Here is a 26,586-nt window from a genome sequence, read left to right as displayed (position 1 = left end):
TTTAGAGTGGTGCAAATATACAACTTATTCTTTACACTCCAAATTTTTTTCTAAAAAATCTCCAACAACAAAGTTACTTCCGCCAATAAAAATCATTTCTTCATTTGTACACCGTTCTTTTGCAGATAGATATGCTTCCTGCACAGAATTAAAAATTTTATAAAAAATTTTTGCCTCCTGAAGTAAATTTTCATAATCTTCGGGATGTCTTCCCCTGTTGATGGATGGTTTGGCAAAATAAAACTCAGAATTTTCAGGAAGCAAATTCATCACTTCATCTATTTTTTTATCATTTACAAACCCCAAAATAACATGCTTGTGCCTGTCAATAGAATTTAATTGTGAAAAAACATATTCCAAACCTGCCTGATTGTGTCCCGTATCACAAATAGTGAGCGGATCTTTTGAGAATTCAAACCAACGACCAATGAACCCTGTATTCTGATGCACATTCAATAAGCCGTTCTCTATATCTTGAGAGGTAATCTTTACCCCTAGTTTTCTTAATTCTTCAACAATGGCCAGAACCACCCGAATGTTCTTTCGTTGATAATTTCCTTTCAAATCAGAAGACAGGTCAGTATGAAGAAGAGTAGCATCTATGAAAGGAGCATTTTCTTTCGTAGCCTTTTCTCTAATGATTGTTTTTACAGGTTCATTTTCATCTCCTGAAATGATTGGAGTATTCTTTTTAACGATTCCCGCTTTTTCCCTCGCAATCTCTTCAATAGTATCCCCTAATATATTCTGATGGTCAAGCTGAACATTCGTAATAGCAGAAACCATAGGATTTATAATATTTGTAGAATCCAGTCTTCCGCCTAACCCTACCTCAATAATGGCAAAATCTACCTGCTGCTGATAGAAATATTCAAAAGCCATAATGGTGGTAAACTCGAAAAACGAAGGGCGGATATCTTCCGGAATATTTTTAAGCTTTTGGATAAAATCAAAGACAAACTCTTTACTACAGTTTTTACCATTCACCTTAATACGTTCTGTAAAATCAATAAGATGGGGAGAATTGTATAAACCTACTTTGTAACCGGCTTCCTGAAGTACGGATGCCAGCATATTGCTTGATGATCCCTTTCCATTGGTACCACCAACGTGGATGCATTTTATTTTTTCCTGAGGATTTCCAAAGTAATTACAAAGCTTGGTGATATTGTCAAGACCCGGCTTATAAGCCTGCTGTCCATCTACCTGGTAGTTGGGCATTTGTACGAAAAGCCATTCGATAGCTTCCTGATATTGTTCGTTTGTCATGATACAAAATTCTCAAAAGTTTTATTAAAATAAAACTATTTTTTTCAATCTGTAACTTTTTTATATTTACTTCGTCTAATAGGGAAAAATCTTAATATGAAATCGTCATGATTTGCAGACACAAATACTGATGAAGATGACGTAGATTTCATATGACCATTAAAAACAAATAAACATTTATATATGAAAAAAGTTTGGATTATCGTTTTTGGATTAGGCTATCTGGGTTTAAGTGCTCAGAAGAAATGGTCCTTAAAAGAGTGTGTAAGCTATGCAGTGGAGCATAATCTTCAGGTTATCCAAAATCAATATACCAAGCAAAATCAAGAATACAACCTTAAAGCAGCCAGAAAAGATTATTTACCTTCTGTATCGGGAAGTATGATGAACGGAGTGAGTTTCGGACAAGGATCATTAGGAGCAGGTAGTTATAGAAACGATAGATTCAATAACAGTGTTGGAGTAAGTGCCGATGTTCTGGTCTACAATAATGGAAGATTAGAGAAGAATGTGAGAAAGCTTCAGTTTGATGTAGAAGCCAGCCAATACGATATCGAAGCCATCAAAAATGATATCTCTGTACAAATTGCCCAACAATACTTAACAGCTTTGCTAAACAAAGAAATTGTTAAGATTTCTCAAAGTGCTGTAGAAAATGCTAAAAAACAGTACGATAGAGCGAAGATAACAACCCAGGTTGGAACTACAGCCCAAACTGTTTTGGCAGAAGCCGAAGCAGCACTAGCCAGAGAAAAACAAAATCTAAAAACAGCAGAAGTTAATGTGGGAAGAGCTCTATTTGCAATCGCTCAGCTTTTACAGCTTTCAGATTATAAAGATTTTGATGTAGAAAATGTAGATGTCCCTGAAGCATTAGATTCACAGTTGGTAACTACTGATGAGGTTCTGACAAAAGCCTATGAAATTCAGCCTCAGATCAAAGCCGCCGAAAGCAGGATAAGATCTGCCGAAGCACAAACTGAGGTAAGTAAAACAGCATTCTGGCCTACATTAACAGCGAGTGCTGGGCTTAATACTTTCTACAACAGATCATTTAATGTTCCTCCCGGTATCGTACAGGGAACTTTTTTTGAACAATATAAAGATCAGTTTGGACAAAATGTAGGATTGTCATTGAACATCCCTATCTTCAATAAAGGGAAAACAAAATTACAGGTTGAGCAGTCTAAATTAAATGAAAGCGTTAGCAAAATTACCCTTGAACAACAAAAACAAACCGTAAGACAGAATATACAGAAGGCTCAGTTTGATGCTGATGCGAACTATGAATCATATTTAGCTGCATTAGAAGCAGAAAAAAGCTCTAAGCTGGCACTTGATTTTGCAGATAAGAGTTACGCGGCGGGAAAAACAACCATTTACGACGTTAATGTTGCAAGAAATAATTATGCAAATGCACAGGGATCAGTAGCGCAGGCGAAATATAATTATCTTTTCAGCCTTAAATTATTGAATTTCTATGCAGGAATTCCACTAAGTTTGTAGAATGTCTATCCAATCGTTAGAAAAATATTTACCACAAAACACGCTTAAGTATTTAAGAATTTGGTTTTCAGATTATTATATTCATATAAAAGTCACAAGAAACAGGAATTCTAAACTGGGAGATTATAGAAAGCTTCCGGATAATTCTCATGAAATTACAGTAAACTCTACGCTTACTCCACAACTTTTTTTCTTTGTGCTTACTCATGAACTTGCACACCTGATTGCTTTTGAAAAATACGGAAGAAGAATTTCTCCCCATGGTAATGAATGGAAAGAAACCTTTAGAAATATGCTGCTGGAAAGCCTTGAAATTTACGATGAAGAACTGAAACCTATCATTGTGAAATTTTCAAAATCACCAAAGGCTAATTTTATGGCGAGCCCTGATCTTGTAAGATATTTTCATACTGAAAAACAAGATGATAGCCTCCATTTTATCGAGCAGCTTCAAAAAGGAGAATTTTTTATATATCGCAACGAAAAGTATTTATTAGAAGGTCTGATTAAAAAAAACTATCTTTGTAAGAACCTGGCTACGGGAAGGAAGTATTCTTTCAAGCCTTTAGCAAGGGTAGAAAAATGTAGCTAAGAATGTTAAAATCAGATAGATACTGCGTAATAATGGCTGGAGGAATCGGGAGCAGATTCTGGCCAATGAGCACGCAGAAATTTCCCAAACAATTTCAGGATATTTTAGGAACAGGACGTACCATGATTCAGCAGACTTATGATAGAATCAGCAAGGTAATTCCAAAAGAACATATATTCGTTATTACAAATAAAGAATATATTGCGCTTTCCCATCAGCAACTTCCGGAAATTCCTGAGGAAAATATTGTGGGAGAGCCTCTGATGAAAAATACAGCAGCCTGTAATCTGTACATGGCTAATAAAATTGGTGAGATCAATCCGAATGCTACTATGATTGTTCTTCCGGCAGACCATCTGATCCTGAAGGAAGATGTATTTCTGGAAAAAGTAATGCTGGCATTTGACTTAGCTTCTAAAAATGACTACCTGGTAACACTGGGAATTACCCCAACAAGACCTGATACAGGCTATGGATACATCCAGTTTGTAGAAAAGAAAAATTCAGAATATTTCAAAGTAAAAACATTTACTGAAAAACCAATTCTTGAAATTGCCCAAAACTTTTTGGAAAGCGGTGATTTCCTTTGGAATGCAGGAATTTTTATCTGGAATATCAAAAGTATTCAACATGCCTTCGAGAGTTATCTTCCCGATATGACACAACATTTTATGGCTTGTGAATACAATTCTGAGAAAGAAAATAACTGTATAGAAATCATTTATCCTAAGGTTCAGAAAATTTCCATTGATAATGGAATTTTAGAGAAAGCCAAAAATGTATACGTTATTCCATCTGATCTGGGTTGGAGTGATCTTGGAACATGGACTTCTATCTATGAAAATACAGAAAAGGATAAGAACGAAAATGCAGTGAAAATAAAGCATTTACTCACTTATAATTCAAAAGGAAATATTATCCGTTTAAAAAATAACAACAAAGCAGTTATTATTGACGGTCTTGAAAACTATATCGTAGTAGATACAGACAAAGCTCTTCTTATTTGCCCCAGAGACAATGACCAATTCATCAAGGATTATGTTCTGGATCTGAAAAATTTCAAGAAAGGAGATAAATTTATGTAGTATTTGGTATCTTTTATGCTTATTTTTAGGCTATGATTAAATATACACTCCGATTCGCGACTTTAGCCCTTTTACTTTTTAGTATTCTGGGATATGCTCAGGAAAAGAAAAAGTTTTCTGGTATCTCCAATATATTACAGAGAATTGAACCTGATGCTAAGGTAGATTCCTGGGTTTTGGTATACAACAGCTATGGAAAAGGAGAGGAGATTAAAACTTCCGGAGGGAAGTTAAGCTATACACCCCAGTTTTCCGGATTTAATCTGTTTCCTAATGAAGACAGTTTTTATTATATAGCCTATTCTTCCGGAGGGAAAATTAATTACATTCTTGATACAGAAACTTTAAAGAATTTTGTAGGAAAAATTGATAATGCTCAGGAAGCTGCTATTATATTGGCTTCCGATGGTTATATGGTGGATGAGGAATTCAAAGATCTTGCAGGTAATTATCATGAAGATCAAAAGAACTACTACCTGGACCTTGGAAAACTAACTTCAAAGGAATGCCCTTATCAGAAAACCCATTACACATTAACGGTTAATAAAACAACCGGGCTTGTAACGAATGTAAAAGATAATGGGACCTATATTGAGCTTTACAATAAAAAATGTGCTAATAACCCAAGACTTCTAAAAGTCGAAAAAAAAGAAGAACCAAAGAAAAATGAGCCTCAAAAAACACCCAAACGCAGATAATACCTATCAAACTGAACGACTGATACTTCGTCCCATGTCTGGTGAAGACAGAGATTTTATTTTTGAACTTTATAATCGGCCTAAATTTGTTCAATATATCGGTAACCGAAATGTAAATACAATTGAAGATGCTGAAAACTATATCCTCAACAGATTTGCCCCACAGATCGAAAGACTGGGGTTCGGGAACTACCTTTTAATAACCAAGGATACTAACGAAAAAATAGGAGCCGTGGGAATCTTTGAAAGAGAAGGGCTTGACATTGTAGATATCGGTTATTCTTTATTGGAAGAATTTGAAGGTAAAGGGTATGCTTATGAAGCGGCTCAGAAGGTGAAATCGATCGGTATGGAAGAATTTGGACTGCCAAAAATATCTGCAATTATATCAAAAGATAACCTTTCTTCACAAAAACTGATCGAAAAATTAGGGTTGAAGTTTAAGAAACATGTTACCCTGCCCGGTGAAACAGAAGAACTGAATTATTACGAAACAGAATAATCATTACAATACAAAAAATCCACAAAGACTCTTGTGGATTTTTTTTCTTTTTATCAGTACTGGAAATTATCCTTCTAAGATCTGTTCAGCAGCTGTTTTTGAAGTTACTTTCTCAATAACTCTTGTACAAACGCCATTTTCATCAAAAATAAATGTGGTTCTTACAATTCCCATATACGTTTTTCCAAACGTCTTTTTCTCCTGCCAAACCCCAAATTTTTCAATAATATCACGGTTTTCATCCGCAATAAGATCATAAGGAAAAGCAAATTTACTATGGAAATTTTTCTGTTTTTTTACAGAGTCTCCACTTACTCCCAATAGCTGATATCCAGCTTTTTCAAGCTTTGAATAATTGTCACTCAGATTGCAAGCTTCAACAGTACATGTAGGAGTACTAGCCTGTGGATAAAAGAAAACAACTAATTTTTTTCCGATTAAGTTTGATGAAGATACTGCTTCTCCATCTTGATTCGTTCCTTCAAATTGAGGTAATTTATCTCCAACTTTCAACATAATGATTTAATTTTGTTCAAATTTAAGGGTAAAATGACAAAAAAGCAAAGAGCTGAGCTCGTTCAGATTGAACTGGATAAATTGTATCCTACTACGCCTATTCCTTTGGATCACACTGATCCTTATACTTTAATGGTTGCCGTTGCCCTTTCTGCACAGACGACAGATAAAAAAGTAAATGAAGTTACCCCAAACCTTTTCGAGGTTGCAGGAACTCCACAGAGAATGGCGAAATTGGAAGAATTTCAGATCAAGGAATTAATTAAAGAAATAGGATTATCCAATACCAAAGCCAAAAACTTAAAGAGAATGGCCGAACTGTTACTGGAGAGGCATAATGGTATTGTTCCGCAAACATACGAAGAATTAGAGGCGCTTCCGGGGGTTGGACATAAGACGGCTTCTGTAGTGATGAGCCAGGGATTTGGATTCCCAGCTTTTCCGGTAGATACCCATATTCACCGCCTGATGACACAATGGAAACTTACTTCAGGGAAAAATGTAGTGGAAACGGAAAAGGATGCCAAGAAATTATTTCCCGAAGAAGTATGGAACAAACTTCATCTTCAGATCATTTTCTATGGAAGGGAATATTCTCCGGCAAGAGGAAAGGGAGAGAAAGACTTTATTACCAAAATGATGTTTGAAAAATAGCCAACATTTCTAGTGTAATGTTCGCGAATTTTATAATAATTGCATTAAAATAGTTCGCAAGGATACTTCATTTAGTTGTGGAAATCAAATTCTTAGCTGAGTAAAGCGTCCTTGCGAACTTAAGATAAAGCGCAGCGTGATATCACCTTATTTCCTTTGTATTCAATAGACTGTAAAAAACTAAATATCCAATAACCGTCTATGATAATTAATCTGTCCTAAATGATAATCCAGATGAGAGAGCAGATGAATCAGAAAATAGCCTGTTGTCATTTTATCTTCAAAAACAACAAGTGGATATTCTTTTTCCATTTCGCTCTCCGGAAGTTGGCTTACAACAAAATCTATCATGGTTGCTGTTGCCCCTATTTTGTCAATAAGTTCTGCTCTTGGAACGTCTTTTAATGAAAACTCTAACTCACGATTCCTTACATAACCGGTGTTCCCAAGGTAGGTTCCGATGAAATGATTAAGGTTTCCTATCAGGTGCAGACATAGATTTCCTGCAGAATTGGAAATGTTTTTATCAACTTTCCAAAGGTTTTCTTCTTTTTGATAAGCTTCTATCTCTGTTTTCAGTTTATTTAAATCTCTGTTGTAAAGAGATCTGAGGCTTTCTGTGATCATGTTTTTATTTTTTTAATTATTCAATTTTTTGAATAAGAAAGACAAGAAAAAAGGTACTGTTTTTTTCAGCACCTTTTGTTTTTATTTTTGTTTTTTAGCCCAAAGCTCCATCTTTCTGTTCAGAACATCTAATGGAAGGCATCCTTGGCTTAATACTTCATCATGGAAGCTTGCCAGATTAAACTTATTACCCAGCTCTTTCTGATATTTTTCTCTCAATTCACGGATTCTTAAAGACCCTATTTTATATCCTAAAGCCTGCCCCGGCATAGCCATATATCTTTCCACTTCAGCTATTGCCGCTCCTTCATCATAAGAAATATTGCTCAGAAAATACTTTATAGCTTCTTCTCTGCTCATTTTTCCAGTGTGTAAGCCAGTATCTACTACTAATCTTACCGCTCTAAGCATCTGGTCACTTAAATAACCCATTTTCTGGTAAGGATCAGTATACAAACCAAATTCAGGACCTAAAGTCTCACAATAGTGTGCCCATCCTTCTCCATACGCTCCAAACCATCCGAATCTCATGAATTTTGGAAGTTTTGTGTTCTCCTGTTGCAGAGAAACCTGATAATGGTGACCCGGAATCGCTTCGTGTAAGAATAAAGATTCCATTCCTGAAGTGACATTGAACTTGGTAGGATCAGGAAGTGGAACATAGAAAATTCCAGCTCTTTTTCCATCAGGAGTTCCGGGAATATATTCTGCACTTGCACTGGCTTCTCTGAATTTTTCCGTTTGTCTGATCTCAAACTTTGTTTTAGGAGTAACGTTGAACATAGTCTTCAGCTTCGGAGTAATCTTTGTCAGAATGCTATTGAATCCATTTAAGACATCCTTAGACGTCTTATAAGGCATTGCTTTTGGATCTGTTTTCACATAAGTGATAAACTCTTCCAGGGTTCCTTTAAAACCAACCTGCTGCTTTACTTTCTCCATTTCTGCGCGAAGCATAGCAACCTGCTGTTGTCCGATTTTGTTGATCTCATCCGGAGATTTTTTCGTTGTTGTCCAGCTTTTTACATAATAACCATAGATTTCATTTCCGTTAGGAAGACTGTTGTATCCGTCAGTATCTCTGCCTTTTGGTAGATATTCTTTTTCAAGGAATGCTCCCATTTTAGTATAGGCCGGAATAATTTTTTTAGTAATAGCGTCCTTGTAAAGTGCTGAAAATTTATCTTTTTGAGCCTGAGTGAAATTCTTCGGGAAGTTTTTAATCGGGCCATAGAAAATATTTTTCTCCATATCCTGAGTCGTGATTTCCTCGGCTTTCATTTGAGGAATCATTTTCACAATCAGTTTTTTAGGAAGCACTATTTTATTATTAATCCCTTCACGGAAGTTATCTGCAGCTGCATCCATCCATTCCGGGAATTTTTCCATTCTTTTGAGCCAATCACTGTAATCTTTTTCAGTTTTGAAAGGCTGGCTTCCCTGTCCGCTTCCGTACAAAGGAAAGTTCAAAGGAAGACCTCCAAACTGAGTGAACGGGATATATTCCGGATGATAGGCATAGGCTTCAATTTTATCTTTTAAAGTATAATCCAATACATCGTATACCACTTTGTCTTCATCAGAAAGTGCCTTATAATCTACATTTTCCAGCTGTTTCTGTACCGAATTGTAAAAAGCAATTTCTCCTGAGATGAAATCTTTATCAATATTGATGGGAAGTTGGTCATTATATCTTAGATCTCCCTGAGAAGTTGCATCTAAAGGATAGAGTTTAAGATACTGTTCATAATAATTGGATGCAATAGAATCCAGATTGGTAGGAGTCACCTTTGTTAGGGGAGAATCGGTCTTTTTGCACGAGGCAAGGCCAATCAAGAGCCCCAGTCCCAGAATACTTTTCGATAAAATACTTTTCATTTTCAGAATCTTTATAACAACAAAAGTAAGTATTATTGGGAGATTCATACCATTCTATGAATTGATTTTAAAAAATAATATTCAAAATCCTTTTCACATTAAATCAATTTTTTATCTTTGTCTAAAACGTTTAACAATCATATTATTACAGCTCTTTTTTAAGAAAAAATGAAAGGGATTTTAAAAATTTACCATCCGGACGAAACGCTAAAATACAATATCAGAAATACTTATTGTAAAGCAGTTTACAGCAACCAGCAACATTTTTTAGAGGTTGAAATTATTACGGATGACGGTCTGGATCACGTAGACGATGATTCATTACAGTACAATTTTCCGCAGCTTTCACTTGAGGTCTTCGATTTTCCTATCGACTCTGCGGAAATAGAAGGAAAAACAATCAAAATCAATGACTCTGATGAAGAAACTTATACAGAGGTAGATCTCTTCGATGATGAAGAGGCCTATATCTATGATAATGAGCTTCTTTTTGAAAAAAATGAGGAGGGTGAGCTTCAGATGATATGGAAGGGAACCATTGATGATTTCTATACCGGATCAGATATTCCGATTCCGTTTAGGCTAAAATGCGAGTTCAAACAGGATGATATTGAAGTAGACGAAGATTAAACGCTGCTTATCATTCTTTATTAATACCAGATTTCTTTTCAAAATTTCTTTTGGAAAGAAATTTGCTATTTATAAATCATAACAAACTTTAAGTTGTTTTTAAGCAATTTTTAAGAGAGCAATTCATAATATTCCACTACATTTGTCGTTGAAACTTTAATAAAATTCACATTTAATGCTGTTAACGGAACTTTCTCAGATTTTATTTGCACAAATCACTACACCTGCAGTTGCCGCAGACAATTTAGAATTTTCATTCTGGAAAATCATGTTCCACGGAGGAGCCTTCGCTAAAATAGTGATGGCGACCGTATTACTGTTGGGCGTATTTTCCCTGTATCTGTTTTTTGAAAGATTTTTCTTTATTAAAAGGCTAACCTCAAAGACAGATTCCAACTTCATGAATAATATTGAAGACTTTATTAAGGCAGGAAAGATAGAAGCTGCAGCAGATTATTGTAAAACACAGAACTCTCCGGAAGGAAGAATTCTGGAAAAAGGGATCTCAAGACTGGGACGTCCTGTTTCTGATATCGTAAGTGCGATGGAGTCTCAGGCTCAGGTAGAAGTGGCCAATATGGAAAAAAACCTGAACCTTTTGGCGGTGGTGCCGAGTATTGCACCAATGTTGGGGCTTTTGGGAACAGTAATCGGGATGATTATTGCCTTCTTTAATCTATCACATGCAACCGGATCTTTCTCTCCGAAGACCCTTTCGGAAGGGATTTATACAGCCTTAGGACAAACGGCGGTGGGTCTTGCAGTGGCAATTCCTGCGAACTTCTGTTATAATATTCTTTTGACAAAAATTGACAAGTTTGTACTGAAAGCTCAGAATATGTCTGGAGAATTTTTAGATCTTATCAACAAACCTTTATAAGTCTTGTTATGAAATCGCTTTCAGAAAAAGTTCTTTATAAAGAGTTATCATTTGAGCGATTCCATCTGACCCTTAAAAATAATAGAATAAACAGATGAAAATTCAGAGAAGAAATAAAGCGAATCCGGAATTCAGTTTAGCAGCGATGACAGACGTTATCCTGTTAATGTTGATATTCTTTATGATTACCTCTTCTGCAGCCAATCAAAGTGCTATAGAGGTGAATCTGCCGAAAGCCGGAGCTGTTGAAGATAATATTCCCAATCCTGTAGTTGTAAGCATTAAACCGGATGGGGCTTATTTTGTAGATGACAATCCTGTGAACAGAGGTGATCTGGAGAAGATTATTGTGGATAAATTGACAAGCCAGACCAATAAGTCTTTTACGATCAGAGCAGATGAAAATACGATGCATAAAGATGTTGTTTTCGTAATGGAAATCGCTGAGAAACATAAATTTAACATTGCTATTGCCACCGTTAAAGATAAATAAATGCTAAGAATCATTTTTTAAGATGAGAAGCTATACTACAAACAAAAACGAGGAAAACCGGGACCGGATAAAGAGCGCATTACTTTCTATCCTGATTTGGTGTGCCATTCTGCTTTTTGTTTTTTATTATAAATTAAAGCCTGAACTGGATAAAGACCCTGAAGTAATTACAACAATGTTAGTGAACTTCGGAGACAACAGAAACGGAAATGGAGCTGAAGAACCTGCAGAACAACCGGGAAGTTTAGCTGCTGAGACAGAAGTGGTAACACCGGAACCTGTAGAAGTTCCTGTTCCTGAAACAAAAACAGAAGTAAAGCCTGAACCGGTAGTAAAACCTGAACCCAAGAAAATAGAAGCAAAGGATAAGGTTATTACTGGAAATAATTCAAAGAATACCGTTCCTAAAAAAGAGGAGTCTAAAAAAGCTGAGAAAAAAGAAGCAACAAGTACGAGTACCTCTAAAAATACTAAAAAATCAGGAGCTGCTAAAAGCAATTCAAAAACCGGAAACGGAGACGGACAAGGAAATGCTGCCATTGGTAAGTTTCTTGGAGGAAAAGGACAAAAAACTGGAGGACAGGGAGATGGAAATGGCCCAGGAAATGCAGGAGATCCACTAGGTGGAGAAGGAAATGGGGACAGTAAAGTAGGCATCGATAGAAAATTGGTAGGATATATTCCCGGAACCATGGGAAGAGGAGGTGCTCAACCTTCTCACAGTTGTACAGCCAGTGGATCTATTACCATTGCCTATACGGTAGATAAAGCAGGAAATGTAGTATCTGCAAGAAGGGCAGGAGGTATTTCAGATGCTTGTGTATCGTCTACATCCGTTGCCTGGGTGAAGAAATATGTAAAGGCTGAGAAAGCCAACGTATCCTCAAGCGGAACTTATAAAATAACATTCTAAAAATACAAAAGCACTTTATTCAAGTGCTTTTTTTAATTCGTTTATTCTGTTGATAACGGGAAGGGCAAAGATTCCACTGGTCTGAAGATATAGTTCATAGAATGTCTTTGCTTTATCCTGAAAATCTTTATCTTGATCACGTTTGCCTGTGAAATAAAAGAGGTTTCCAAGCATTTCATAATAATCTTTATGATCTCTTTCCTGTCTTTCATTGACAAGGGTAATCATTTCTTCTTTGGTCATTGAAGATACTTCTGCGAAGTTCATCTTAAAAATATCCCGCATCAAAGTATCAAAATCCAGTTCTTTCTGTAGTAAACTTTCTTCTGGTTTATCCAGTATGAGTTTTTCTAATGCCTGAGTGAGCTGGCGGATAAGTCTTAATGTGAATTCTTTATCTGTAATCATAAGGGGTAATTTAGTTGCTAGTTGCTAGTTATTGGATTATGTACGCCAGCTTAGCTGAACATATTTTATAAAATTATTTATTTTTCCTCCTAATAGTTTATATTGTTCAGATTTGTCTTTAAATTCTTGGCTTAATTCTGGGTAAAGTCTTGTGATTTTTGATAAGTGACATACAGTTTCATCACAACTTGCCTGAGAATAAGTGAGAAATCTGATAAAGTCTCCTTTGTAATTATTTCTTCCATAGCCTTCTGCAATATTTGTGACAACTGAGTCTGCTGAGCGTCTTAATTGACTACCAAGTTCATATAGTTCATACTTTGGTAGTTGAAGTGACAATTGATGTGTTTCAATAAACAATTCAAAAGCAATATTATAAATATCAAGTTTATTGTAGCTCATATATCATTTTTTAACGGTAAGAACCAGCAACTGACAACCAGCAACTATATTAAGCAAAGAATAAATAAGCAAGCGCTATAGAGGTAATAATACCTACCAAATCGGCCAGAAGCATAGCTATTACCGTATATCTTGTGTTTTTTATAGCTACGGCACCAAAGTATACTGCAATTACGTAAAATGTAGTATCTGAACTTCCCTGAAGAACGGCTGCTAACTTCCCTTGGAAACTGTCTGCTCCAAAAGTTGCCATCGTGTCTACCATCATTCCCCTTGCTCCGGAACCTGATAAAGGCTTGATTAATGCTGTAGGAAGTCCATCCACAAATCTCGGATCCAGGTTGGCTGCATTGGCGATCCATTTCATGCCGTCAATAAGAACATCGAAAACTCCGGAAGTTCTTAATAAGGAGATAGCGATCAGCATTCCAACCAGGTAAGGAATAATCTTTACACAGGTGGTAAATCCTTCTTTAGCACCTTCAATAAAGGCATCAAAAACGTTGATCTTTTTATACACAGCTCCAAGTACGATCGCAAGGAAAATAAACAGAATAAGCCCGTTGCTTAATACTTTGCTGAAGTCATCAAGCTCGTCTTTGCTCAATTGTACAAGATAGACAACTAATAATCCGATAATCGCTGAAATTCCCCCCACATAAGCAATAACTATTGGACGAAGAAGATTGATTTTTTGGTATAAAGAAACAATAATCATAGCTGCCATAGTTGCGGTAAAGGTGGCAATCATACAAGGAAGGAAGATATCAGTAGGTGTTTTGGAACCCATCGAAGCCCTGATGGCAATAATTGACACCGGAATAAGTGTCATTCCTCCTGCGTGAAGACACAGGAACATGATCTGAGAATTACTGGCAGTATCTTTATTGGGATTTAAGGTCTGTAGACTTTCCATTGCTTTCAGTCCGAATGGAGTAGCAGCATTATCCAATCCCAGAAGATTAGCACTGAAATTCATCAGCATATGGCCAAATGCCGGGTGATTTTTAGGGATGTCTGGAAATAGTTTCGAAAAGAAAGGTTGAATAAACCGGCTTAAAAGATTAATTCCGCCTGCTTTTTCAGCAATACTCATGAATCCCATAAAAAGGGTCATGATTCCAATCAAACCCAAACATATTTTTACTGCAGTTTCTGAAGTTCCAATAACTCCATCAGCTTCCTGAACACGGTAAACTTTTACATTTTGCTTTAAAGAATCTGTTTTATAATGAATTCTGCTGTCTGCAAAATCATTTTTTTTCATCAGGCTGTCCTTCACAATTGGAGACAGGGTATTCATAGGCTGGGAGGTGATCTTCACTGTGTCACCGCCTTTTCCTACCACCATATCATTAAAAATGGTTTTGTAATGGCTTGATGAAATGTATTTTATACTGGCAATGGCAATGGCAATGATAATAAAAGCCGACCAAATTCTGCTAAGAACCATTCGATTGATTTAATTGTTTAAACTTATCAAAAATACTTTAAACTACAAAAGTCACAAAAGAATTAAGTATTTAAGTTTTTAAAAAGTTGGTACTATATGGCTGAAAGGGTATTTAAGCTTTTGAAAATCTTTGATTTCGACTTATGTTTTTATACAGATTTATTTTAATGCAAAATTCACAAAGGTTTTTATTGGAAAATATAAGTTTTACGTTAGTATTCAGCAGAGATTATTATTAAAGACCATTGCTGAATGAAGTGGCCTTGTGAACGAAAAATACCCACAAGGTTTTATTGTTTATTTGCGCATTTTTAGCGTTTGAAATAAAAATAACAGGCACTCATCATTGTAATTCTGAGAAAGAAAGAATCTCAATGATACTTAGATTCTTCATTTGAATTCGTTACATTAAAAATGACAGAACATCATGACTACCCCATAAGAGCAATATAAAATTTTATATACTTATTAAAAATTACTCTTCCAGATAAACAAGATGCCCTTCAAAATCATCATCCAGATTTTTTAACACCTTGGCATCATCCATCTTTTTTACTAATCCGTCTATAAAAAAGCTTTTTTCAAAGAACTGGCGGTGGATTCCTGGCAATAGCTCCATAAAATAATCCATTCCGAACTTGTTATTATGAAGATCCATTTTGGTTTCCAGAGGTTGATTGGGGAAAAGTTCTTCGTGCATATCGGTCATTCTTTTACAGAAATCCAAAGCTTTTTTAGGCGAAGAAATTTTGCTGCAATACATCATAATGAAACAGCACCAGAGCGCATGTCTGAAAGCGTTTCCTATCCCATTATTAGAGGCAGTAGCGGGAAATTTTGTCTGTGCAATGGTATATGCTTTAACGGTAGCATGAAAGCTGAGTATGGCAAAAAGAGGATGGGGGAGAATCAGTGATAAGAGACGGATGATCTTCTTAAAACTCATACTCCTGATGGTATTGAAAAATATTTTAAAAGTCCTCATAAAATAAAAATCTCTCCCTAATTAGAGAGAGATTGTATTGTTTTTGTTACAGAAACTATGCTTTAGCAGCTAATAAATTAACAGTTTTAGCTACAGTATCCTGAATTTCAGTTCTTTTTACAATGAAGTCAACAAATCCTTTTTCCTGTAGGAATTCAGAGGTCTGGAATCCTTCCGGTAGGTCTCTACCGATGGTTTCACGGATTACTCTTGGACCTGCAAATCCGATTAATGCTCCCGGTTCAGCCATGATGATATCAGCAGTCATCGCGAAAGATGCTGTAATTCCACCAAAAGTTGGGTCACAAAGGTAAGCGATATATAAAAGACCAGCTTCTGAAAGCTGAGCCAATTTAGCCTGCACCTTAGCCAATTGCATCAAAGAATAAGTGGCTTCCTGCATTCTTGCACCTCCCGACTGACAGATAATCATATACGGAAGTTTGTGCTGGATACAGTAGTCTACTGCTCTTCTGATTTTTTCACCCATTACAGAACCTAAAGATCCTCCAATAAAAGCAAAGTCCATACAAGAAACTACCATTTCAGTTCCTTTTACAGTTCCTACAGCGTTTCTGATAGAATCTGTAAGTTTTGTTTTTGCTTTTACTTCTTTTAAACGGTCTTTATAAGGTTTTGTATCCTTGAAGTTTAAGATATCAATACTTTCAACATTGGCATCCAGTTCGGTAAATTTACCACCGTCAAAAAGGATGTCAAAAAATTCCGCACTTCCTATTCTTACATGAAATCCGTCTTCAGGAGAAACATAACTATTTCTCTTTAATTCATCATGTTCCACAACTTTTCCGGATGGAGTCTGATGCCATAGACCTTTGGGAACGTCCTTTTTCTCATCAGTAGAGGTGGTAATGTTTTTTGCTTTTCTTTTAAACCAGTCGAATGCCATTTTTAATTGTATTAATGTATAAATGTAAAATGTACCAATGTAATTATATTCATTAGGAATACGTATTACATTGATACAGATGTACAGTTCTTATTTTAAAGTATTTACGTTATTTAAATCTTCAAATGCTTGTACCAATCTTGTAGAGAAAGTTTCCTCACCTTTTCTTACCCAAACTCTTGGGTCATAGAATTTTTTGTTTGGTTTTTCTTCACCTTCAGGGTTTCCGATTTGAGCTCTTAAATAATCAATATTGTTTACCATATAATCTCTAACGCCTTCTGTATATGCAAACTGAAGGTCAGTATCGATATTCATTTTGATTACTCCGTAGTCGATTGCTTCTCTGATTTCTTCCAAAGTAGATCCTGAACCTCCGTGGAATACAAAGTTAATTGGCTTATCAGCAGTTCCGAATTTCTCCTGAACATATTTCTGAGAGTTGTCAAGGATTTTTGGGGTAAGAACCACGTTTCCTGGCTTGTAAACTCCATGTACGTTACCAAATGCAGCCGCAATCGTAAAGTTATCAGAAATAGCTTTTAATTTTTCATAAGTATAAGCTACATCTTCAGGTTGAGTATATAATTTAGAGTTATCAACGTCTGAGTTGTCAACACCATCTTCTTCACCACCCGTTACTCCGATTTCTACTTCAAGAGTCATCTGAAGTTTAGCCATTCTTTCAAAATATTGAGCTGAAATTTCAATGTTTTCTTCTAAAGGCTCTTCAGAAAGGTCTAACATGTGAGAAGAGTAAAGAGATTTTCCTGTCTGCTTGAAGAATTCTTCGTTAGCATCCATTAATCCGTCGATCCAAGGCAATAATTTCTTTGCACAGTGGTCTGTGTGAAGAATTACAGTTGCTCCGTAAGCTTCTGCAAGAGTATGAATATGTTTTGCTCCTGCGATAGCTCCTAAGATTGCAGACTTTTGTCCGTCATTGCTTAATCCTTTTCCTGCATTGAAAGCCGCTCCACCGTTTGAAAACTGAATAATTACAGGAGAGTTTAATTTCGCTGCAGTTTCCATTGTAGCGTTTATGTTGCTTGATCCAATTACGTTTACTGCAGGTAATGCAAATTTGTTTTCTTTAGCATACTGAAAAATATCAGTAACTAACTGACCTGTGGCAACTCCTGCCGGAAAAATTCTGCTCATGTTTTACTTTTTATTATAAATTTATTAGGTGCTTAATTTCGTGTAAAGGTAATCATTTTTAAGAAATCATTAATTTCTTTTGTCACGTCCCCAAAGCAGCTTCTGACGGATGGTTTCGTAAAAGCTCAAATTGTTCGGTTGTACCAGAAGGAGCTGAAAGTCTGCTTTTCTGATGATGATTTCCTTATCGGTTTCAATATGGATCAGTCTGGAGTCTAAAGACAATGAATATTGAGGGACTCTGCTTTCTACTCTGAATTTAATTTCCACTTTATCGTTTACTACTAAAGGTCTCACATTCAGGTTGTGAGGGGCAATAGGAGTGATGACGAAGTTTTCGTTATTCGGAGAAATGATGGGGCCGCCGCAGCTTAAAGAATAAGCCGTAGATCCGGTAGGAGTGGAGATAATCACTCCATCCCCCCAGAATACATTTAAAAATTCATTATTAATATAAGAATCTACCGTAATCATGGAGGTGGTCTCCTTTCTTGAAATCGTTACGTCATTTAAGGCATAAGGAAAAGATCCTTCCAGATTTGGAGAAACCACTTCAATGACTGAACGACGGCTTGTTTTTACATCTCCTTTTAAGATAGAATCCAGTTCTTTAAAGGCCTCTTCTTTGGTAAAAAAGGCAAGAAATCCTAATCTTCCGGTATTTACACCTACGACTGGGATCTCAAGATCTTCAATAAATGTAAGGGAATTTACAATGGTTCCATCTCCCCCGAAGGTAAAGAAAAGATCTACCTCTTTATCTAAAAGGTCCTGTTTATTATTGAACGTTTCGAAAATTTTTGAAAACTGAAGTGCTTCAGCCATTTCATCATACAGAACAGATTTTACACCTCTGGTTTCAAGTTCAGAGATAAACTTGCTTAAATATAAAAAAGTATCAAGATCTTTTTTCTGAGAATATATGGCTGCCTTCATGTTATATTTCTATAAATTTTTGGAAAAAACCGAAGCGGTCTTTAAACAGATCGGATTTCTCATCAGAATAGTATTTTTCAACAATTCTGTAGTCGTACCGGTCAAAAGTTGAGTCTATCGAGGCTAAGTTTTCATTGCTGATCTTGATGGTAATGTGAATGACCTCATCTGACATAAAGCTAATGAATCCCCCATAAAATTTCGAATTATTGCTTTCCACAATATTGGCAATTTCCGTCATTGAGTATTTTCTGGCAGGCGTCTCTATCGTAAGAATAGCTCCTGATTCTGAAAATAGGGGATAACGGGAAAGGTCCTGAAAAATATCATCACAGGTAATATAACCCAAATACTTTTCACTCTTATTAATTACCGGGATCACATTGGTGCTAAACGTATAAAACAGACGGATACTGTCCATAATATTATTATCATCCAAAATGGCAAATCGTTCGATTTGATGCTCAAGATCCTTCAAAGTTCCCCCTTCCTCTTCGTATAAAAAGTCCTTAGCAAGGGCTCCATAAAAGTGGTGGGATTTTTTGATGAAAATATGAGAATATCCGAAGGCTTCCAATGTATTTCTTGCCGACTCTATAGAGTCCGACAAGCTAAAACATGGAAAATCTTTTGAGATATAGTCCTTGATAAACATTGTGCTAATTTATAAAAAATTAAACGAAACTGTTTCTGAAAACACGACTTTTTTTAAGTTAAAACAAAAAAAATGCCGTTAAAATTTGTTTGTAAACAAAAAAAAGGTACCTTTGTCGCCTTTCATTTTTACTTTTTATTAGATTTATTTCAAACTGCACTGTCTACTAATGACATATGCAGTTTTTTTATTTTAGGGCTTTTGCAAACTCCCACATTACAATTCCACCACATACACTTACATTAAGAGAATGCTTGGTACCAAGCTGTGGAATCTCTAGAAATACATCTACATTAGGGAGTACCTCATCACTGATTCCTTCCACTTCATTTCCTAAAATCAAAGCATATTTTTTTGATTTGTCAATAGTGAAATCTGTAATCATCTGGCTGCCGGTAGTCTGTTCAATTCCTATGATTTCATATCCTTTGCTTTTCAGATCTGCAATAGCATTGTTGGTGTCTTCTTCATGAGACCAGTCCACACTTTCTGTTGCACCCAAAGCCGCTTTGTGAATTTCACGATGGGGCGGTTGTGGAGTAATTCCGCAAAGAATTATTTTTTCAATTAAAAAGGCATCTGCCGTTCTGAAGGCAGCACCTACGTTGTGCATACTTCTGATGTTATCTAAAATGACGACCAACGGAATTTTTTCAACTTTCTTAAATGTTTCTACATCTATTCTGTTCAGTTCCTCCAGTTTTAGTTTCTGTACCAATTGTATTATTTTGTTGAGATTAATTTTCCGTCTTTATAGACCTCTGTTTTTTCAATGCTTCCGTCTTCACGGTAATGGATTCTGTTGCCGTTCCATTTATCATTGACAAATTCTGTTTCACGCTGTAGCTTGCCTGATGGATAAAATACTTTCCATTTTCCGGTGGCAAGACCATTATCATACAATCCGGTCTGCTTTATGGATTTTCCATCTTCATGAAAAAGTTTGGTTTCTCCATTCAGTTTTGCAAATTTATAATTAGAAACTTCTTCTACAACTCCTTTGGGAGAATAAAAAGTAGCGGTAAAGCTGTTATCATAAACATTTTTATCACCATTTCTATATATTTCTTTAGCAGTAAGCGTTCCATTTTTATCATAGTAAACCCATTCTTTTACTTTGAAATCTTTTTTGAATTCACCTTTTGCGTTTACTTTTCCGTTATCGTAATAAAAAACAGCATCCCCTTCTTTTTTCCCTTTCTTCCATTCGACCGTATTTTTTACCTGTCCGTTGTCATAGAATTCCTTGCAGCTTCCTTCCTGCAATCCGTCTTTATATCCACAAGGTTTCTGTGCCAGTCCCATCATGGAAAAAGAAAAAAACAATAGAAAAATGTATTTCATAGCTATTTTTATTTCAAAAATAGTAAAATACTTATATTTGATTCAAAAATATACTATGAAAAAATTATTCACTTTATTTATACTGATGTTTGCTTTTTTGCATACACAAGCACAAAATACGTATTATCCACAAGCTTTCTTTGATAAAAAATTAGCCCGTGATATGCTGGCATTCGGAAATTCAACGATTGAAGGGGTTGCTTCTACCAAACAAAAAAATAATTGGGGAATCAAACCATTGCTAGGACAGAAACATTATGCTCCGAAAGGAACAGTCATCATGCTTTTTCCGGTAACTCCTTATTTTGAAGAGTTTTATAATATGAGAAAGAAGTATGAAAATAAAAAAACAACGGTGTATATGTCTGAAGAGGCCTTTAAATATAGAGTGGAGGCTTTAACGGATGACCACGGGAGATTTAAATTTGAAAAACTGAAGCCTGGCAAGTATTACCTCGAAACGATTGTGAACTTTACGGCAACGGGAAGCTATCAGCAGCAGACCGGAACAACAGATACTTATAATGGATTGGGTAACTATTTGTATTCATCCCCTATCTATTCCACATTTTTCTACGGTTACGATGCTGCCAACAGAGAAAGTAAGTTTGTAGAAATTAAACAAGACGGAGAACTCAAAGAAATCAACCTTTAAAGGTTGATTTCTTATTTTTTGCTCATGATCTGATGAACATTTTTCTCAATATTCTGGGCTATTGTCTCCATTGGGATATCATTTTCATCATTGTTGAAAGGATCTTCTATCTCTTCAGCAATCATTTCAAGACTCATCAGTACATAATAGACAAAAACAGTAAGAGGTATCATGAAAAGCCCTATCGTAATCACGTAAGCAATAGGAAGAGCAAGTACATATAGGATGATGAATTTTTTAATAAACGAGGAATAAGAATAGGGAATAGGAGTATTTTTAATCCTTTCACATCCACCACATACATCAAGAAACCCTGACAGCTGAGTGTCCAGATACAGCATTTCAATCTCTGAAATCTTGCCTTCTTTTTTTAATTGGCTAAGTTTATGACTTAAAAGAATAATAATTTCACTCGGCCCATGGTTTTTCAACGTTTTTTCAATCTCTGAATAATCTTCGTCCAATGCCAGTCGGGTAGACTCCTTAGAAAGGTGTTTGGCTAAAAAGTGAGGGAAATATTTTAAATATCTTGAAACCTGTTCTGCATCCTGACGGTTATCTCCAAGAATGGTATTGATTTTTATAGCAAAGTTTCGGGTATCATTCACCAGCTTTCCCCAAAGTTTTCTTCCTTCCCACCATCTGTCATACGCAGTATTGGTTCTGAAGACCAGTAAAAGAGACAATACAAATCCCAGCAGGGAATGAATCATCCCTACATTACTGATGCCTGATTTTGCAGTAAGGTGAAAATATCCTACTTCCAGATACTGAATTCCCCAGGAATATAATCCAACCATAATCATACTTGGAAAAAGAATCTTCAGGGTATCACTTTTGTGTAAACTGAAAAGTATTTTAAGGAAATGTTTCGTGTTATAGACTCTCATAAATTCGCTTAATACCACAAATATAAATTTTTCATCCGAGCTCTGCTAATAAAGTAAGGAAGTCTGAAGTTGGAAAAGGGAAGTAATTGAAGCAAAAGAACAGGGATATCACGCTTTTAATGTCTTTGACAAATCCCGTCAATTTTATTATAACCGAATTCTTTTTTGAACCAACATTAACCTCGGGCCTCCTTTTTCCGGCTTCCCACCTTTTATCTTAATTTTTACGGTTTTCAAAAAAACACTATTTTTAATTCACATTAAATACAAAGTATATGATCCTCGAAAACGTAGATGTAGTCAATGATATCAGTAAAGAAGATTTTCAGAAGAATTATTTCAAAAAGCAGAAACCTCTTTTAATCAAGAATTTTGCGAGCCGTTGGGATGCTTTTGATCAATGGAATCTTGCCTATATCCGAGAGAAGGCAGGCGACCAGGATGTTCCTTTGTATGACAATAAACCTGCTGATGCGGCTAAAAGTTCCGATGCTCCGGTAGCCAATATGAAAATGAGGGATTATATTGATACGATAAAAAGTAAACCTTCAGATCTCAGGATTTTCTTCTACATTATTACAGACAGACTTCCGGAACTGCTTAAAAATTTCACCTACCCTGATCTTGGGATAAAATTCTTTAAAAGGCTTCCTACGTTATTCTTTGGGGGAAGTGAAGCTCATGTTTTGATGCATTATGATGTAGATTTGGGGGACTTTATGCACATCCATTTTGAAGGGAAAAAGAGAATTTTGTTATTCGATCAGAAACAGTCGCCGTTTTTATATAAAGTTCCATTATCTGTTCATACTATCTATGAGGTAGATTATGAGAATCCTGATTATGAAAAATTCCCGGCACTGAAGTACGCGAAAGGATATGAAATCTTTATGGAACACGGAGATGCTCTTTTCATTCCTGGAGCATTCTGGCATTTCAACCGATATCTTGAACCTGGATTTTCATTATCATTAAGAGCACTTCCCAATAAACCCAATGTGTTTGCCAATATGCTGTATCATGTCTTTATCATGAGATATACAGATAAGATTATGCGTAAGCTGTTTAAATCAAAATGGGTAGATTATAAACAAAAGTGGGCCTATAAGAAGAGTTCAGAAGCTTTGGAAAAGCACTTGAGGGAAGGAAATTAGAAGTTTCAAACCTCCAGTAACTTCATTCAATTTCCAGCCTTATTTATTAATCAACCCGAAGATTTTAGCGTCTACAAATTTTCCTTTTTCGAAAAAATAGTCCTTGAGGGTTCCTTCTTCCTGAAAATTCAGTGAGGTCAGAAGCTTTTCGGAAGAAATATTAGCAGGATCAATAAAAGCATCTACACGATGTAATCTCATACGTTCAAAACCGAATGTAAGAATAGGAAGAATGGCTTCTTTCATATAAGCCTGTCTCCAGTAAAGAGGATTGAGTTCATATCCAATTTCAGCTTTGAAATGTTCTTTGTACCAGTTATGATAACCGCAGGTACCAATTACTTTACCATCTGATTTTAGCTGTAATGCCCAACGGTAACCTTTTTCTTTCTCAAATTCACTGTTGAAATGCTGAATAATTTGCTGGGCATCTTCAATAGATTTGAATGCTTCAAGATCATAATATTCCATGACTTCTTCCAAAGAAAAATATTCGAACAGATCTTGGGTATCATTAAGGGAAAGCTGTCGCAAAATAAGTCTTTCAGTTTCTAAAACAGGAAATTCCATGGATGTGATTTTATGGTGAAAATACAATTAATTCCTGATAAAGAAAAGTTATTCAGGGATAACCGTGAAACAATTCTGTAACCCTGGATTTATTTTTTTAAATTTGGGGCTCATTTTTTACTATGGCAAAATCGAAGAAGGAAACTCCACTCATGAATCAGTATAATACCATCAAGGGCAAATACCCGGATGCACTTTTGCTTTTCAGAGTAGGAGATTTTTATGAAACTTTTGGGCAAGATGCCGTGAAGACCTCTCAGATACTGGGAATTGTTCTTACCAAAAGGAATAACGGAGAAGGAAGTGTAGAATTGGCAGGATTTCCGCACCATTCAATAGATTCTTATCTTCCCAAATTGGTAAGAGCTGGAATGAGGGTGGCTATCTGCGATCAGCTGGAAGATCCCAAAATGGTTAAAGGCATTGTAAAAAGAGGCGTTACAGAATTGGTAACTCCAGGGGTTACTTTCAATGACCAGGTTTTAAATTCCAAAAAAAATAACTTCCTGCTTTCCCTTCATAAAGAAAAGGAAAAATATGGAATTGCTTTAGTAGATATCTCTACTGGTGAATTTTTAGTAAGTGAGGGTAATCTTGAAAAGCTATTGCATATTGTCAATACTTTTGATCCCAGTGAAATCATTTTCCAGAGAAGCGTACAGATTCCTGAGCAAATTAAGAATAAAAACGCCTTTAAGTTGGAAGACTGGGCTTTTCAATACAGTTTTGCCTACGAGAAATTAACCAATCATTTTAAAACGAATTCCTTAAAGGGATTTGGAGTGGAAGCTCTTCCGTTAGCTATTACTGCAGCAGGAGCTATTTTTGCATATCTTGTAGAAGATACTCACCATAATTTACTTTCTCATATCACCAAACTTCAGATCATTCCACAGGAAGATTATCTGATGATGGATAATTTTACATTAAGAAACCTGGAGATCGTTTATCCAAGCAACCCACAAGGAAAATCATTGCTGGATATTATTGATAAAACCTCAACCCCAATGGGAGGAAGGTTGCTAAGAAGAAGGATTATTCTTCCTTTAAAATCTGTTGATGAAATTTCGAGAAGACTTTCCCTGATTGATTTTTTAAACGAAAACGATCATCTTAAATATGAAATAGGGCAGCTATTAAAGTCAATTTCCGATCTTGACCGATTGATGGGGAAACTGGCTGCAGAGAAAATTTCGCCTAGGGAATTAGGGCATCTGCGTCAAAGTTTAATCAATATTCATAAAATTAAAGCATTATTGCATCCTCATGCGGATGTACTGGCATGGTTAGAGCCTCTGTTTGATCTTGAAGAACTGATCAAGTTCCTGCAAAATAACCTTAATGAAGAACTTCCGGTAAGTATTGCCAAAGGAAACGTAGTAAAAGATGGGGTTTCTGAAGAACTGGACCGATTGAGAAATCTTCAGAGCAAAGGACGTGGATTTCTGGATGAAATGTGCCAGAGAGAGATTGAAAGAACAGGTATTACAAGCCTTAAAATTGATTTTAATAATGTTTTCGGATACTATATTGAAGTCCGAAATACTCATAAAGACAAAGTTCCGGATGACTGGGTGAGAAAACAAACCCTTGTGAATGCGGAACGATACATCACTGAAGAGTTAAAGGAATATGAAAGCCAGATTCTGGGTGCCGAAGAAAAAATAGGCGCTTTGGAAAGCCAACTGTACAAAAATGTATGTGCTGAAACTATGGTTTACATTGATCAGATTCAAGGAAACTCTAGTATTATTGCCCAGATTGATGTTGCTGCAGGGCTATCTGAGTTAGCAGTGTCAGAAAGCTATACTAAGCCTATCTTAAATGACGGCTATGCTATTGATTTGAAAGAAGCAAGGCACCCGATCATTGAAAATGCGCTTCCGTTAGGAGAAAAATATATTCCGAACGATATCTTCCTGGATAAAGATTCCCAGCAGATTATCATGGTTACTGGTCCCAACATGGCCGGTAAATCTGCGATTTTGCGTCAGACAGCTATTGTGTGTCTTTTAGCTCAGATTGGAAGTTTTGTACCTGCTAAATATGCGGAAATCGGGCTGCTGGACAAGATCTTTACAAGAGTAGGAGCTACAGATAATATTTCTGCAGGAGAATCTACTTTCATGGTGGAAATGAATGAAGCAGCCAATATCTTGAATAATATATCAGAACGAAGCCTTATTCTTTTGGATGAAATTGGGCGTGGAACGTCTACGTATGATGGGGTTTCCATTGCATGGGCTATTGCGGAGTATCTTCATCAGCATGTTACACAGGCTAAAACTTTATTTGCGACTCATTACCATGAACTGAATGAGATGACTGTGAATTTTGAAAGAGTAAAAAATTTCCATGTTTCTATTCAGGAGAACAAAGGGAATATTATCTTCATGAGAAAATTGGTTCCAGGGGGCAGTGAGCATAGTTTTGGTATTCATGTGGCTAAATTAGCCGGGATGCCTGCCAAAGTAGTAAACAGAGCGAATGAAATTCTTAAAACCCTTGAGGCGAGTAGAAGCCAGGAAGGGGGAGCTTCAGAAAATATCAAAAGGGTAACCGAAGAAAATATGCAGCTTTCTTTCTTCCAGCTGGACGATCCGGTTTTGGAGAATATTCGGGAAGAGCTTACAAAGATAGATATCAATACTTTGACCCCGATTGAAGCTTTAATGAAGCTCAACGCCATAAAAAAAATGATTGGGGGATAATCCAATCATTTTTTATTTTTAATATTTAAACTTGATTAACAGCAGTATCCGTCTTTACCTCTAGGACCGATAATCATAAAATGGCTGCTTACTCCTCTAAGTTTGCATA

The 26,586-nt window shown here is 36.0% G+C and carries 29 protein-coding genes; 13 read left to right on the top strand and 16 right to left on the bottom strand.

What is annotated here, in order from left to right; genetic code table 11:
- Nucleotides 1-24: 24 nt before the first annotated feature.
- On the bottom strand, nucleotides 25-1,269 hold the full coding sequence (locus tag EG344_RS11175) for a bifunctional folylpolyglutamate synthase/dihydrofolate synthase (RefSeq protein ID WP_123909498.1): 1,245 nt from the start codon (nucleotides 1,267-1,269) through the stop codon (nucleotides 25-27).
- Between the two features lie 183 nt (nucleotides 1,270-1,452).
- On the opposite strand from EG344_RS11175, the gene EG344_RS11170 reads away from it, so the two are divergent.
- The 5 genes from EG344_RS11170 to EG344_RS11150 are packed head-to-tail and all read left to right on the top strand — an operon-like array spanning nucleotide 1,453 to nucleotide 5,652.
- Nucleotides 1,453-2,775, top strand: coding sequence for a TolC family protein (locus EG344_RS11170; RefSeq protein ID WP_123909497.1), 1,323 nt, complete (start codon nucleotides 1,453-1,455; stop codon nucleotides 2,773-2,775).
- 1 nt (nucleotide 2,776) lies between these two features.
- Nucleotides 2,777-3,367 carry a SprT-like domain-containing protein gene (locus tag EG344_RS11165; RefSeq protein WP_123858443.1) on the top strand — a complete coding sequence of 197 codons (591 nt, stop codon included), beginning with the start codon at nucleotides 2,777-2,779 and terminating at the stop codon, nucleotides 3,365-3,367.
- Nucleotides 3,368-3,369: 2 nt separating this feature from the next.
- Nucleotides 3,370-4,452 carry a mannose-1-phosphate guanylyltransferase gene (locus EG344_RS11160; RefSeq protein WP_228412912.1) on the top strand — a complete coding sequence of 361 codons (1,083 nt, stop codon included), beginning with the start codon at nucleotides 3,370-3,372 and terminating at the stop codon, nucleotides 4,450-4,452.
- A 32-nt stretch (nucleotides 4,453-4,484) separates the two neighbouring features.
- Complete coding sequence (locus EG344_RS11155) at nucleotides 4,485-5,150, top strand: hypothetical protein (RefSeq protein ID WP_123909496.1); 666 nt, start codon at nucleotides 4,485-4,487, stop codon at nucleotides 5,148-5,150.
- Nucleotides 5,119-5,652, top strand: coding sequence for a GNAT family N-acetyltransferase (locus tag EG344_RS11150; RefSeq protein ID WP_123909495.1), 534 nt, complete (start codon nucleotides 5,119-5,121; stop codon nucleotides 5,650-5,652). The genes EG344_RS11155 and EG344_RS11150 overlap by 32 nt, the downstream gene beginning before the upstream one ends.
- 66 nt (nucleotides 5,653-5,718) lie before the next feature.
- Here the strand turns inward: EG344_RS11150 and bcp are convergent, their stop codons facing one another.
- Nucleotides 5,719-6,168, bottom strand: coding sequence for a thioredoxin-dependent thiol peroxidase (gene bcp, locus EG344_RS11145; protein WP_123909494.1), 450 nt, complete (start codon nucleotides 6,166-6,168; stop codon nucleotides 5,719-5,721).
- Nucleotides 6,169-6,201: 33 nt separating this feature from the next.
- On the opposite strand from bcp, the gene EG344_RS11140 reads away from it, so the two are divergent.
- Nucleotides 6,202-6,822 carry an endonuclease III domain-containing protein gene (locus tag EG344_RS11140; RefSeq protein WP_123858447.1) on the top strand — a complete coding sequence of 207 codons (621 nt, stop codon included), beginning with the start codon at nucleotides 6,202-6,204 and terminating at the stop codon, nucleotides 6,820-6,822.
- Nucleotides 6,823-7,002: 180 nt separating this feature from the next.
- Here the strand turns inward: EG344_RS11140 and EG344_RS11135 are convergent, their stop codons facing one another.
- Together EG344_RS11135 and EG344_RS11130 are read right to left on the bottom strand one after the other, a co-directional pair.
- Nucleotides 7,003-7,449 (bottom strand): DinB family protein, encoded by a 447-nt coding sequence (locus EG344_RS11135; protein WP_185145604.1) that lies wholly within the window; start codon nucleotides 7,447-7,449, stop codon nucleotides 7,003-7,005.
- An 81-nt stretch (nucleotides 7,450-7,530) separates the two neighbouring features.
- On the bottom strand, nucleotides 7,531-9,327 hold the full coding sequence (locus EG344_RS11130) for a DUF885 domain-containing protein (protein ID WP_123909493.1): 1,797 nt from the start codon (nucleotides 9,325-9,327) through the stop codon (nucleotides 7,531-7,533).
- A gap of 168 nt (nucleotides 9,328-9,495) precedes the next feature.
- Here EG344_RS11130 and EG344_RS11125 point away from each other — a divergent pair, with 168 nt between their 5' ends.
- The 4 genes from EG344_RS11125 (at nucleotide 9,496) to EG344_RS11110 (ending at nucleotide 12,243) form a co-directional block, all read left to right on the top strand.
- Nucleotides 9,496-9,957: a hypothetical protein gene (locus EG344_RS11125; RefSeq protein WP_123909492.1), complete on the top strand. Its 462-nt coding sequence runs from the start codon at nucleotides 9,496-9,498 to the stop codon at nucleotides 9,955-9,957.
- Between the two features lie 175 nt (nucleotides 9,958-10,132).
- A complete protein-coding gene (locus EG344_RS11120) occupies nucleotides 10,133-10,837 on the top strand; it encodes a MotA/TolQ/ExbB proton channel family protein (RefSeq protein ID WP_123858450.1) in 705 nt (234 codons plus the stop codon).
- A 94-nt stretch (nucleotides 10,838-10,931) separates the two neighbouring features.
- Entirely contained in the window at nucleotides 10,932-11,330 is a 399-nt protein-coding gene (locus EG344_RS11115; protein WP_068941092.1) for an ExbD/TolR family protein, read from the top strand.
- Between the two features lie 22 nt (nucleotides 11,331-11,352).
- A complete protein-coding gene (locus EG344_RS11110) occupies nucleotides 11,353-12,243 on the top strand; it encodes a ferric siderophore ABC transporter substrate-binding protein (RefSeq protein ID WP_123909491.1) in 891 nt (296 codons plus the stop codon).
- 15 nt (nucleotides 12,244-12,258) lie between these two features.
- Here EG344_RS11110 and EG344_RS11105 read toward each other — a convergent pair whose 3' ends face one another.
- The 10 genes from EG344_RS11105 to EG344_RS11060 all read right to left on the bottom strand — a co-directional run bounded on the left by EG344_RS11105 (nucleotide 12,259) and on the right by EG344_RS11060 (nucleotide 20,497).
- Complete coding sequence (locus EG344_RS11105; protein WP_123909490.1) at nucleotides 12,259-12,651, bottom strand: hypothetical protein; 393 nt, start codon at nucleotides 12,649-12,651, stop codon at nucleotides 12,259-12,261.
- 36 nt (nucleotides 12,652-12,687) lie between these two features.
- Nucleotides 12,688-13,053: a four helix bundle protein gene (locus tag EG344_RS11100; RefSeq protein ID WP_123909489.1), complete on the bottom strand. Its 366-nt coding sequence runs from the start codon at nucleotides 13,051-13,053 to the stop codon at nucleotides 12,688-12,690.
- 49 nt (nucleotides 13,054-13,102) lie between these two features.
- Nucleotides 13,103-14,506 (bottom strand): nucleoside recognition domain-containing protein, encoded by a 1,404-nt coding sequence (locus EG344_RS11095; protein ID WP_123909488.1) that lies wholly within the window; start codon nucleotides 14,504-14,506, stop codon nucleotides 13,103-13,105.
- 475 nt (nucleotides 14,507-14,981) lie between these two features.
- Nucleotides 14,982-15,491, bottom strand: coding sequence for a DUF6973 domain-containing protein (locus EG344_RS11090; protein ID WP_123909487.1), 510 nt, complete (start codon nucleotides 15,489-15,491; stop codon nucleotides 14,982-14,984).
- A gap of 55 nt (nucleotides 15,492-15,546) precedes the next feature.
- The gene (accD, locus tag EG344_RS11085; protein ID WP_123909486.1) at nucleotides 15,547-16,401 is read right to left on the bottom strand and encodes an acetyl-CoA carboxylase, carboxyltransferase subunit beta; all 855 of its coding nucleotides are present in this window, start codon (nucleotides 16,399-16,401) and stop codon (nucleotides 15,547-15,549) included.
- Between the two features lie 90 nt (nucleotides 16,402-16,491).
- Entirely contained in the window at nucleotides 16,492-17,562 is a 1,071-nt protein-coding gene (gene fbaA, locus EG344_RS11080) for a class II fructose-bisphosphate aldolase (RefSeq protein ID WP_123909485.1), read from the bottom strand.
- A gap of 69 nt (nucleotides 17,563-17,631) precedes the next feature.
- Nucleotides 17,632-18,498 (bottom strand): NAD kinase, encoded by an 867-nt coding sequence (locus EG344_RS11075; RefSeq protein WP_068941078.1) that lies wholly within the window; start codon nucleotides 18,496-18,498, stop codon nucleotides 17,632-17,634.
- A 1-nt stretch (nucleotide 18,499) separates the two neighbouring features.
- A complete protein-coding gene (locus EG344_RS11070) occupies nucleotides 18,500-19,153 on the bottom strand; it encodes a CBS domain-containing protein (protein ID WP_123858458.1) in 654 nt (217 codons plus the stop codon).
- A 187-nt stretch (nucleotides 19,154-19,340) separates the two neighbouring features.
- Nucleotides 19,341-19,871, bottom strand: a complete 531-nt coding sequence (locus EG344_RS11065; RefSeq protein ID WP_123909484.1) for an RNA methyltransferase — start codon at nucleotides 19,869-19,871, stop codon at nucleotides 19,341-19,343.
- A 5-nt stretch (nucleotides 19,872-19,876) separates the two neighbouring features.
- On the bottom strand, nucleotides 19,877-20,497 hold the full coding sequence (locus EG344_RS11060) for a toxin-antitoxin system YwqK family antitoxin (protein ID WP_123909483.1): 621 nt from the start codon (nucleotides 20,495-20,497) through the stop codon (nucleotides 19,877-19,879).
- 55 nt (nucleotides 20,498-20,552) lie between these two features.
- On the opposite strand from EG344_RS11060, the gene EG344_RS11055 reads away from it, so the two are divergent.
- Nucleotides 20,553-21,152, top strand: a complete 600-nt coding sequence (locus tag EG344_RS11055) for a hypothetical protein (RefSeq protein ID WP_123909482.1) — start codon at nucleotides 20,553-20,555, stop codon at nucleotides 21,150-21,152.
- 11 nt (nucleotides 21,153-21,163) lie between these two features.
- On the opposite strand, the gene EG344_RS11050 is transcribed toward EG344_RS11055, so the two are convergent.
- Complete coding sequence (locus tag EG344_RS11050; RefSeq protein WP_123909481.1) at nucleotides 21,164-22,042, bottom strand: bestrophin family protein; 879 nt, start codon at nucleotides 22,040-22,042, stop codon at nucleotides 21,164-21,166.
- Between the two features lie 275 nt (nucleotides 22,043-22,317).
- On the opposite strand from EG344_RS11050, the gene EG344_RS11045 reads away from it, so the two are divergent.
- The gene (locus EG344_RS11045) at nucleotides 22,318-23,196 is read left to right on the top strand and encodes a cupin-like domain-containing protein (protein WP_123909480.1); all 879 of its coding nucleotides are present in this window, start codon (nucleotides 22,318-22,320) and stop codon (nucleotides 23,194-23,196) included.
- 39 nt (nucleotides 23,197-23,235) lie between these two features.
- Here the strand turns inward: EG344_RS11045 and EG344_RS11040 are convergent, their stop codons facing one another.
- Nucleotides 23,236-23,766, bottom strand: coding sequence for a GNAT family N-acetyltransferase (locus tag EG344_RS11040; RefSeq protein ID WP_123909479.1), 531 nt, complete (start codon nucleotides 23,764-23,766; stop codon nucleotides 23,236-23,238).
- 122 nt (nucleotides 23,767-23,888) lie between these two features.
- On the opposite strand from EG344_RS11040, the gene mutS reads away from it, so the two are divergent.
- The gene (mutS, locus tag EG344_RS11035; RefSeq protein WP_123909478.1) at nucleotides 23,889-26,477 is read left to right on the top strand and encodes a DNA mismatch repair protein MutS; all 2,589 of its coding nucleotides are present in this window, start codon (nucleotides 23,889-23,891) and stop codon (nucleotides 26,475-26,477) included.
- Nucleotides 26,478-26,586 lie beyond the last annotated feature (109 nt).

It is taken from the genome of Chryseobacterium sp. G0162 (genome assembly GCF_003815715.1).
Lineage (GTDB): Bacteria > Bacteroidota > Bacteroidia > Flavobacteriales > Weeksellaceae > Chryseobacterium.
Note: the sequence above shows the minus strand (reverse complement) of the source record. Positions and strands in the feature narration are given on the sequence as shown.

Excerpts from the sequence above, each read along its gene's own strand:
- EG344_RS11165 (WP_123858443.1), top strand. The coding sequence starts at position 2,777 with ATGTCTATCCAATCGTTAGAAAAATATTTACCACAAAACACGCTTAAG.
- EG344_RS11055 (WP_123909482.1), top strand. The coding sequence starts at position 20,553 with ATGAAAAAATTATTCACTTTATTTATACTGATGTTTGCTTTTTTGCAT.
- fbaA (WP_123909485.1), bottom strand. The coding sequence starts at position 17,562 with ATGAGCAGAATTTTTCCGGCAGGAGTTGCCACAGGTCAGTTAGTTACT.
- EG344_RS11175 (WP_123909498.1), bottom strand. The coding sequence starts at position 1,269 with ATGACAAACGAACAATATCAGGAAGCTATCGAATGGCTTTTCGTACAA.
- EG344_RS11130 (WP_123909493.1), bottom strand. The coding sequence starts at position 9,327 with ATGAAAAGTATTTTATCGAAAAGTATTCTGGGACTGGGGCTCTTGATT.
- EG344_RS11150 (WP_123909495.1), top strand. The coding sequence starts at position 5,119 with ATGAGCCTCAAAAAACACCCAAACGCAGATAATACCTATCAAACTGAA.
- EG344_RS11170 (WP_123909497.1), top strand. The coding sequence starts at position 1,453 with ATGAAAAAAGTTTGGATTATCGTTTTTGGATTAGGCTATCTGGGTTTA.
- EG344_RS11095 (WP_123909488.1), bottom strand. The coding sequence starts at position 14,506 with ATGGTTCTTAGCAGAATTTGGTCGGCTTTTATTATCATTGCCATTGCC.
- accD (WP_123909486.1), bottom strand. The coding sequence starts at position 16,401 with ATGGCATTCGACTGGTTTAAAAGAAAAGCAAAAAACATTACCACCTCT.
- EG344_RS11125 (WP_123909492.1), top strand. The coding sequence starts at position 9,496 with ATGAAAGGGATTTTAAAAATTTACCATCCGGACGAAACGCTAAAATAC.
- EG344_RS11105 (WP_123909490.1), bottom strand. The coding sequence starts at position 12,651 with ATGATTACAGATAAAGAATTCACATTAAGACTTATCCGCCAGCTCACT.
- EG344_RS11120 (WP_123858450.1), top strand. The coding sequence starts at position 10,133 with ATGCTGTTAACGGAACTTTCTCAGATTTTATTTGCACAAATCACTACA.
- EG344_RS11075 (WP_068941078.1), bottom strand. The coding sequence starts at position 18,498 with ATGAAGGCAGCCATATATTCTCAGAAAAAAGATCTTGATACTTTTTTA.
- bcp (WP_123909494.1), bottom strand. The coding sequence starts at position 6,168 with ATGTTGAAAGTTGGAGATAAATTACCTCAATTTGAAGGAACGAATCAA.
- EG344_RS11110 (WP_123909491.1), top strand. The coding sequence starts at position 11,353 with ATGAGAAGCTATACTACAAACAAAAACGAGGAAAACCGGGACCGGATA.
- EG344_RS11090 (WP_123909487.1), bottom strand. The coding sequence starts at position 15,491 with ATGAGGACTTTTAAAATATTTTTCAATACCATCAGGAGTATGAGTTTT.
- EG344_RS11050 (WP_123909481.1), bottom strand. The coding sequence starts at position 22,042 with ATGAGAGTCTATAACACGAAACATTTCCTTAAAATACTTTTCAGTTTA.
- EG344_RS11160 (WP_228412912.1), top strand. The coding sequence starts at position 3,370 with ATGTTAAAATCAGATAGATACTGCGTAATAATGGCTGGAGGAATCGGG.
- EG344_RS11040 (WP_123909479.1), bottom strand. The coding sequence starts at position 23,766 with ATGGAATTTCCTGTTTTAGAAACTGAAAGACTTATTTTGCGACAGCTT.
- mutS (WP_123909478.1), top strand. The coding sequence starts at position 23,889 with ATGGCAAAATCGAAGAAGGAAACTCCACTCATGAATCAGTATAATACC.
- EG344_RS11115 (WP_068941092.1), top strand. The coding sequence starts at position 10,932 with ATGAAAATTCAGAGAAGAAATAAAGCGAATCCGGAATTCAGTTTAGCA.
- EG344_RS11045 (WP_123909480.1), top strand. The coding sequence starts at position 22,318 with ATGATCCTCGAAAACGTAGATGTAGTCAATGATATCAGTAAAGAAGAT.
- EG344_RS11140 (WP_123858447.1), top strand. The coding sequence starts at position 6,202 with ATGACAAAAAAGCAAAGAGCTGAGCTCGTTCAGATTGAACTGGATAAA.
- EG344_RS11070 (WP_123858458.1), bottom strand. The coding sequence starts at position 19,153 with ATGTTTATCAAGGACTATATCTCAAAAGATTTTCCATGTTTTAGCTTG.
- EG344_RS11100 (WP_123909489.1), bottom strand. The coding sequence starts at position 13,053 with ATGAGCTACAATAAACTTGATATTTATAATATTGCTTTTGAATTGTTT.
- EG344_RS11135 (WP_185145604.1), bottom strand. The coding sequence starts at position 7,449 with ATGATCACAGAAAGCCTCAGATCTCTTTACAACAGAGATTTAAATAAA.
- EG344_RS11155 (WP_123909496.1), top strand. The coding sequence starts at position 4,485 with ATGATTAAATATACACTCCGATTCGCGACTTTAGCCCTTTTACTTTTT.
- EG344_RS11060 (WP_123909483.1), bottom strand. The coding sequence starts at position 20,497 with ATGAAATACATTTTTCTATTGTTTTTTTCTTTTTCCATGATGGGACTG.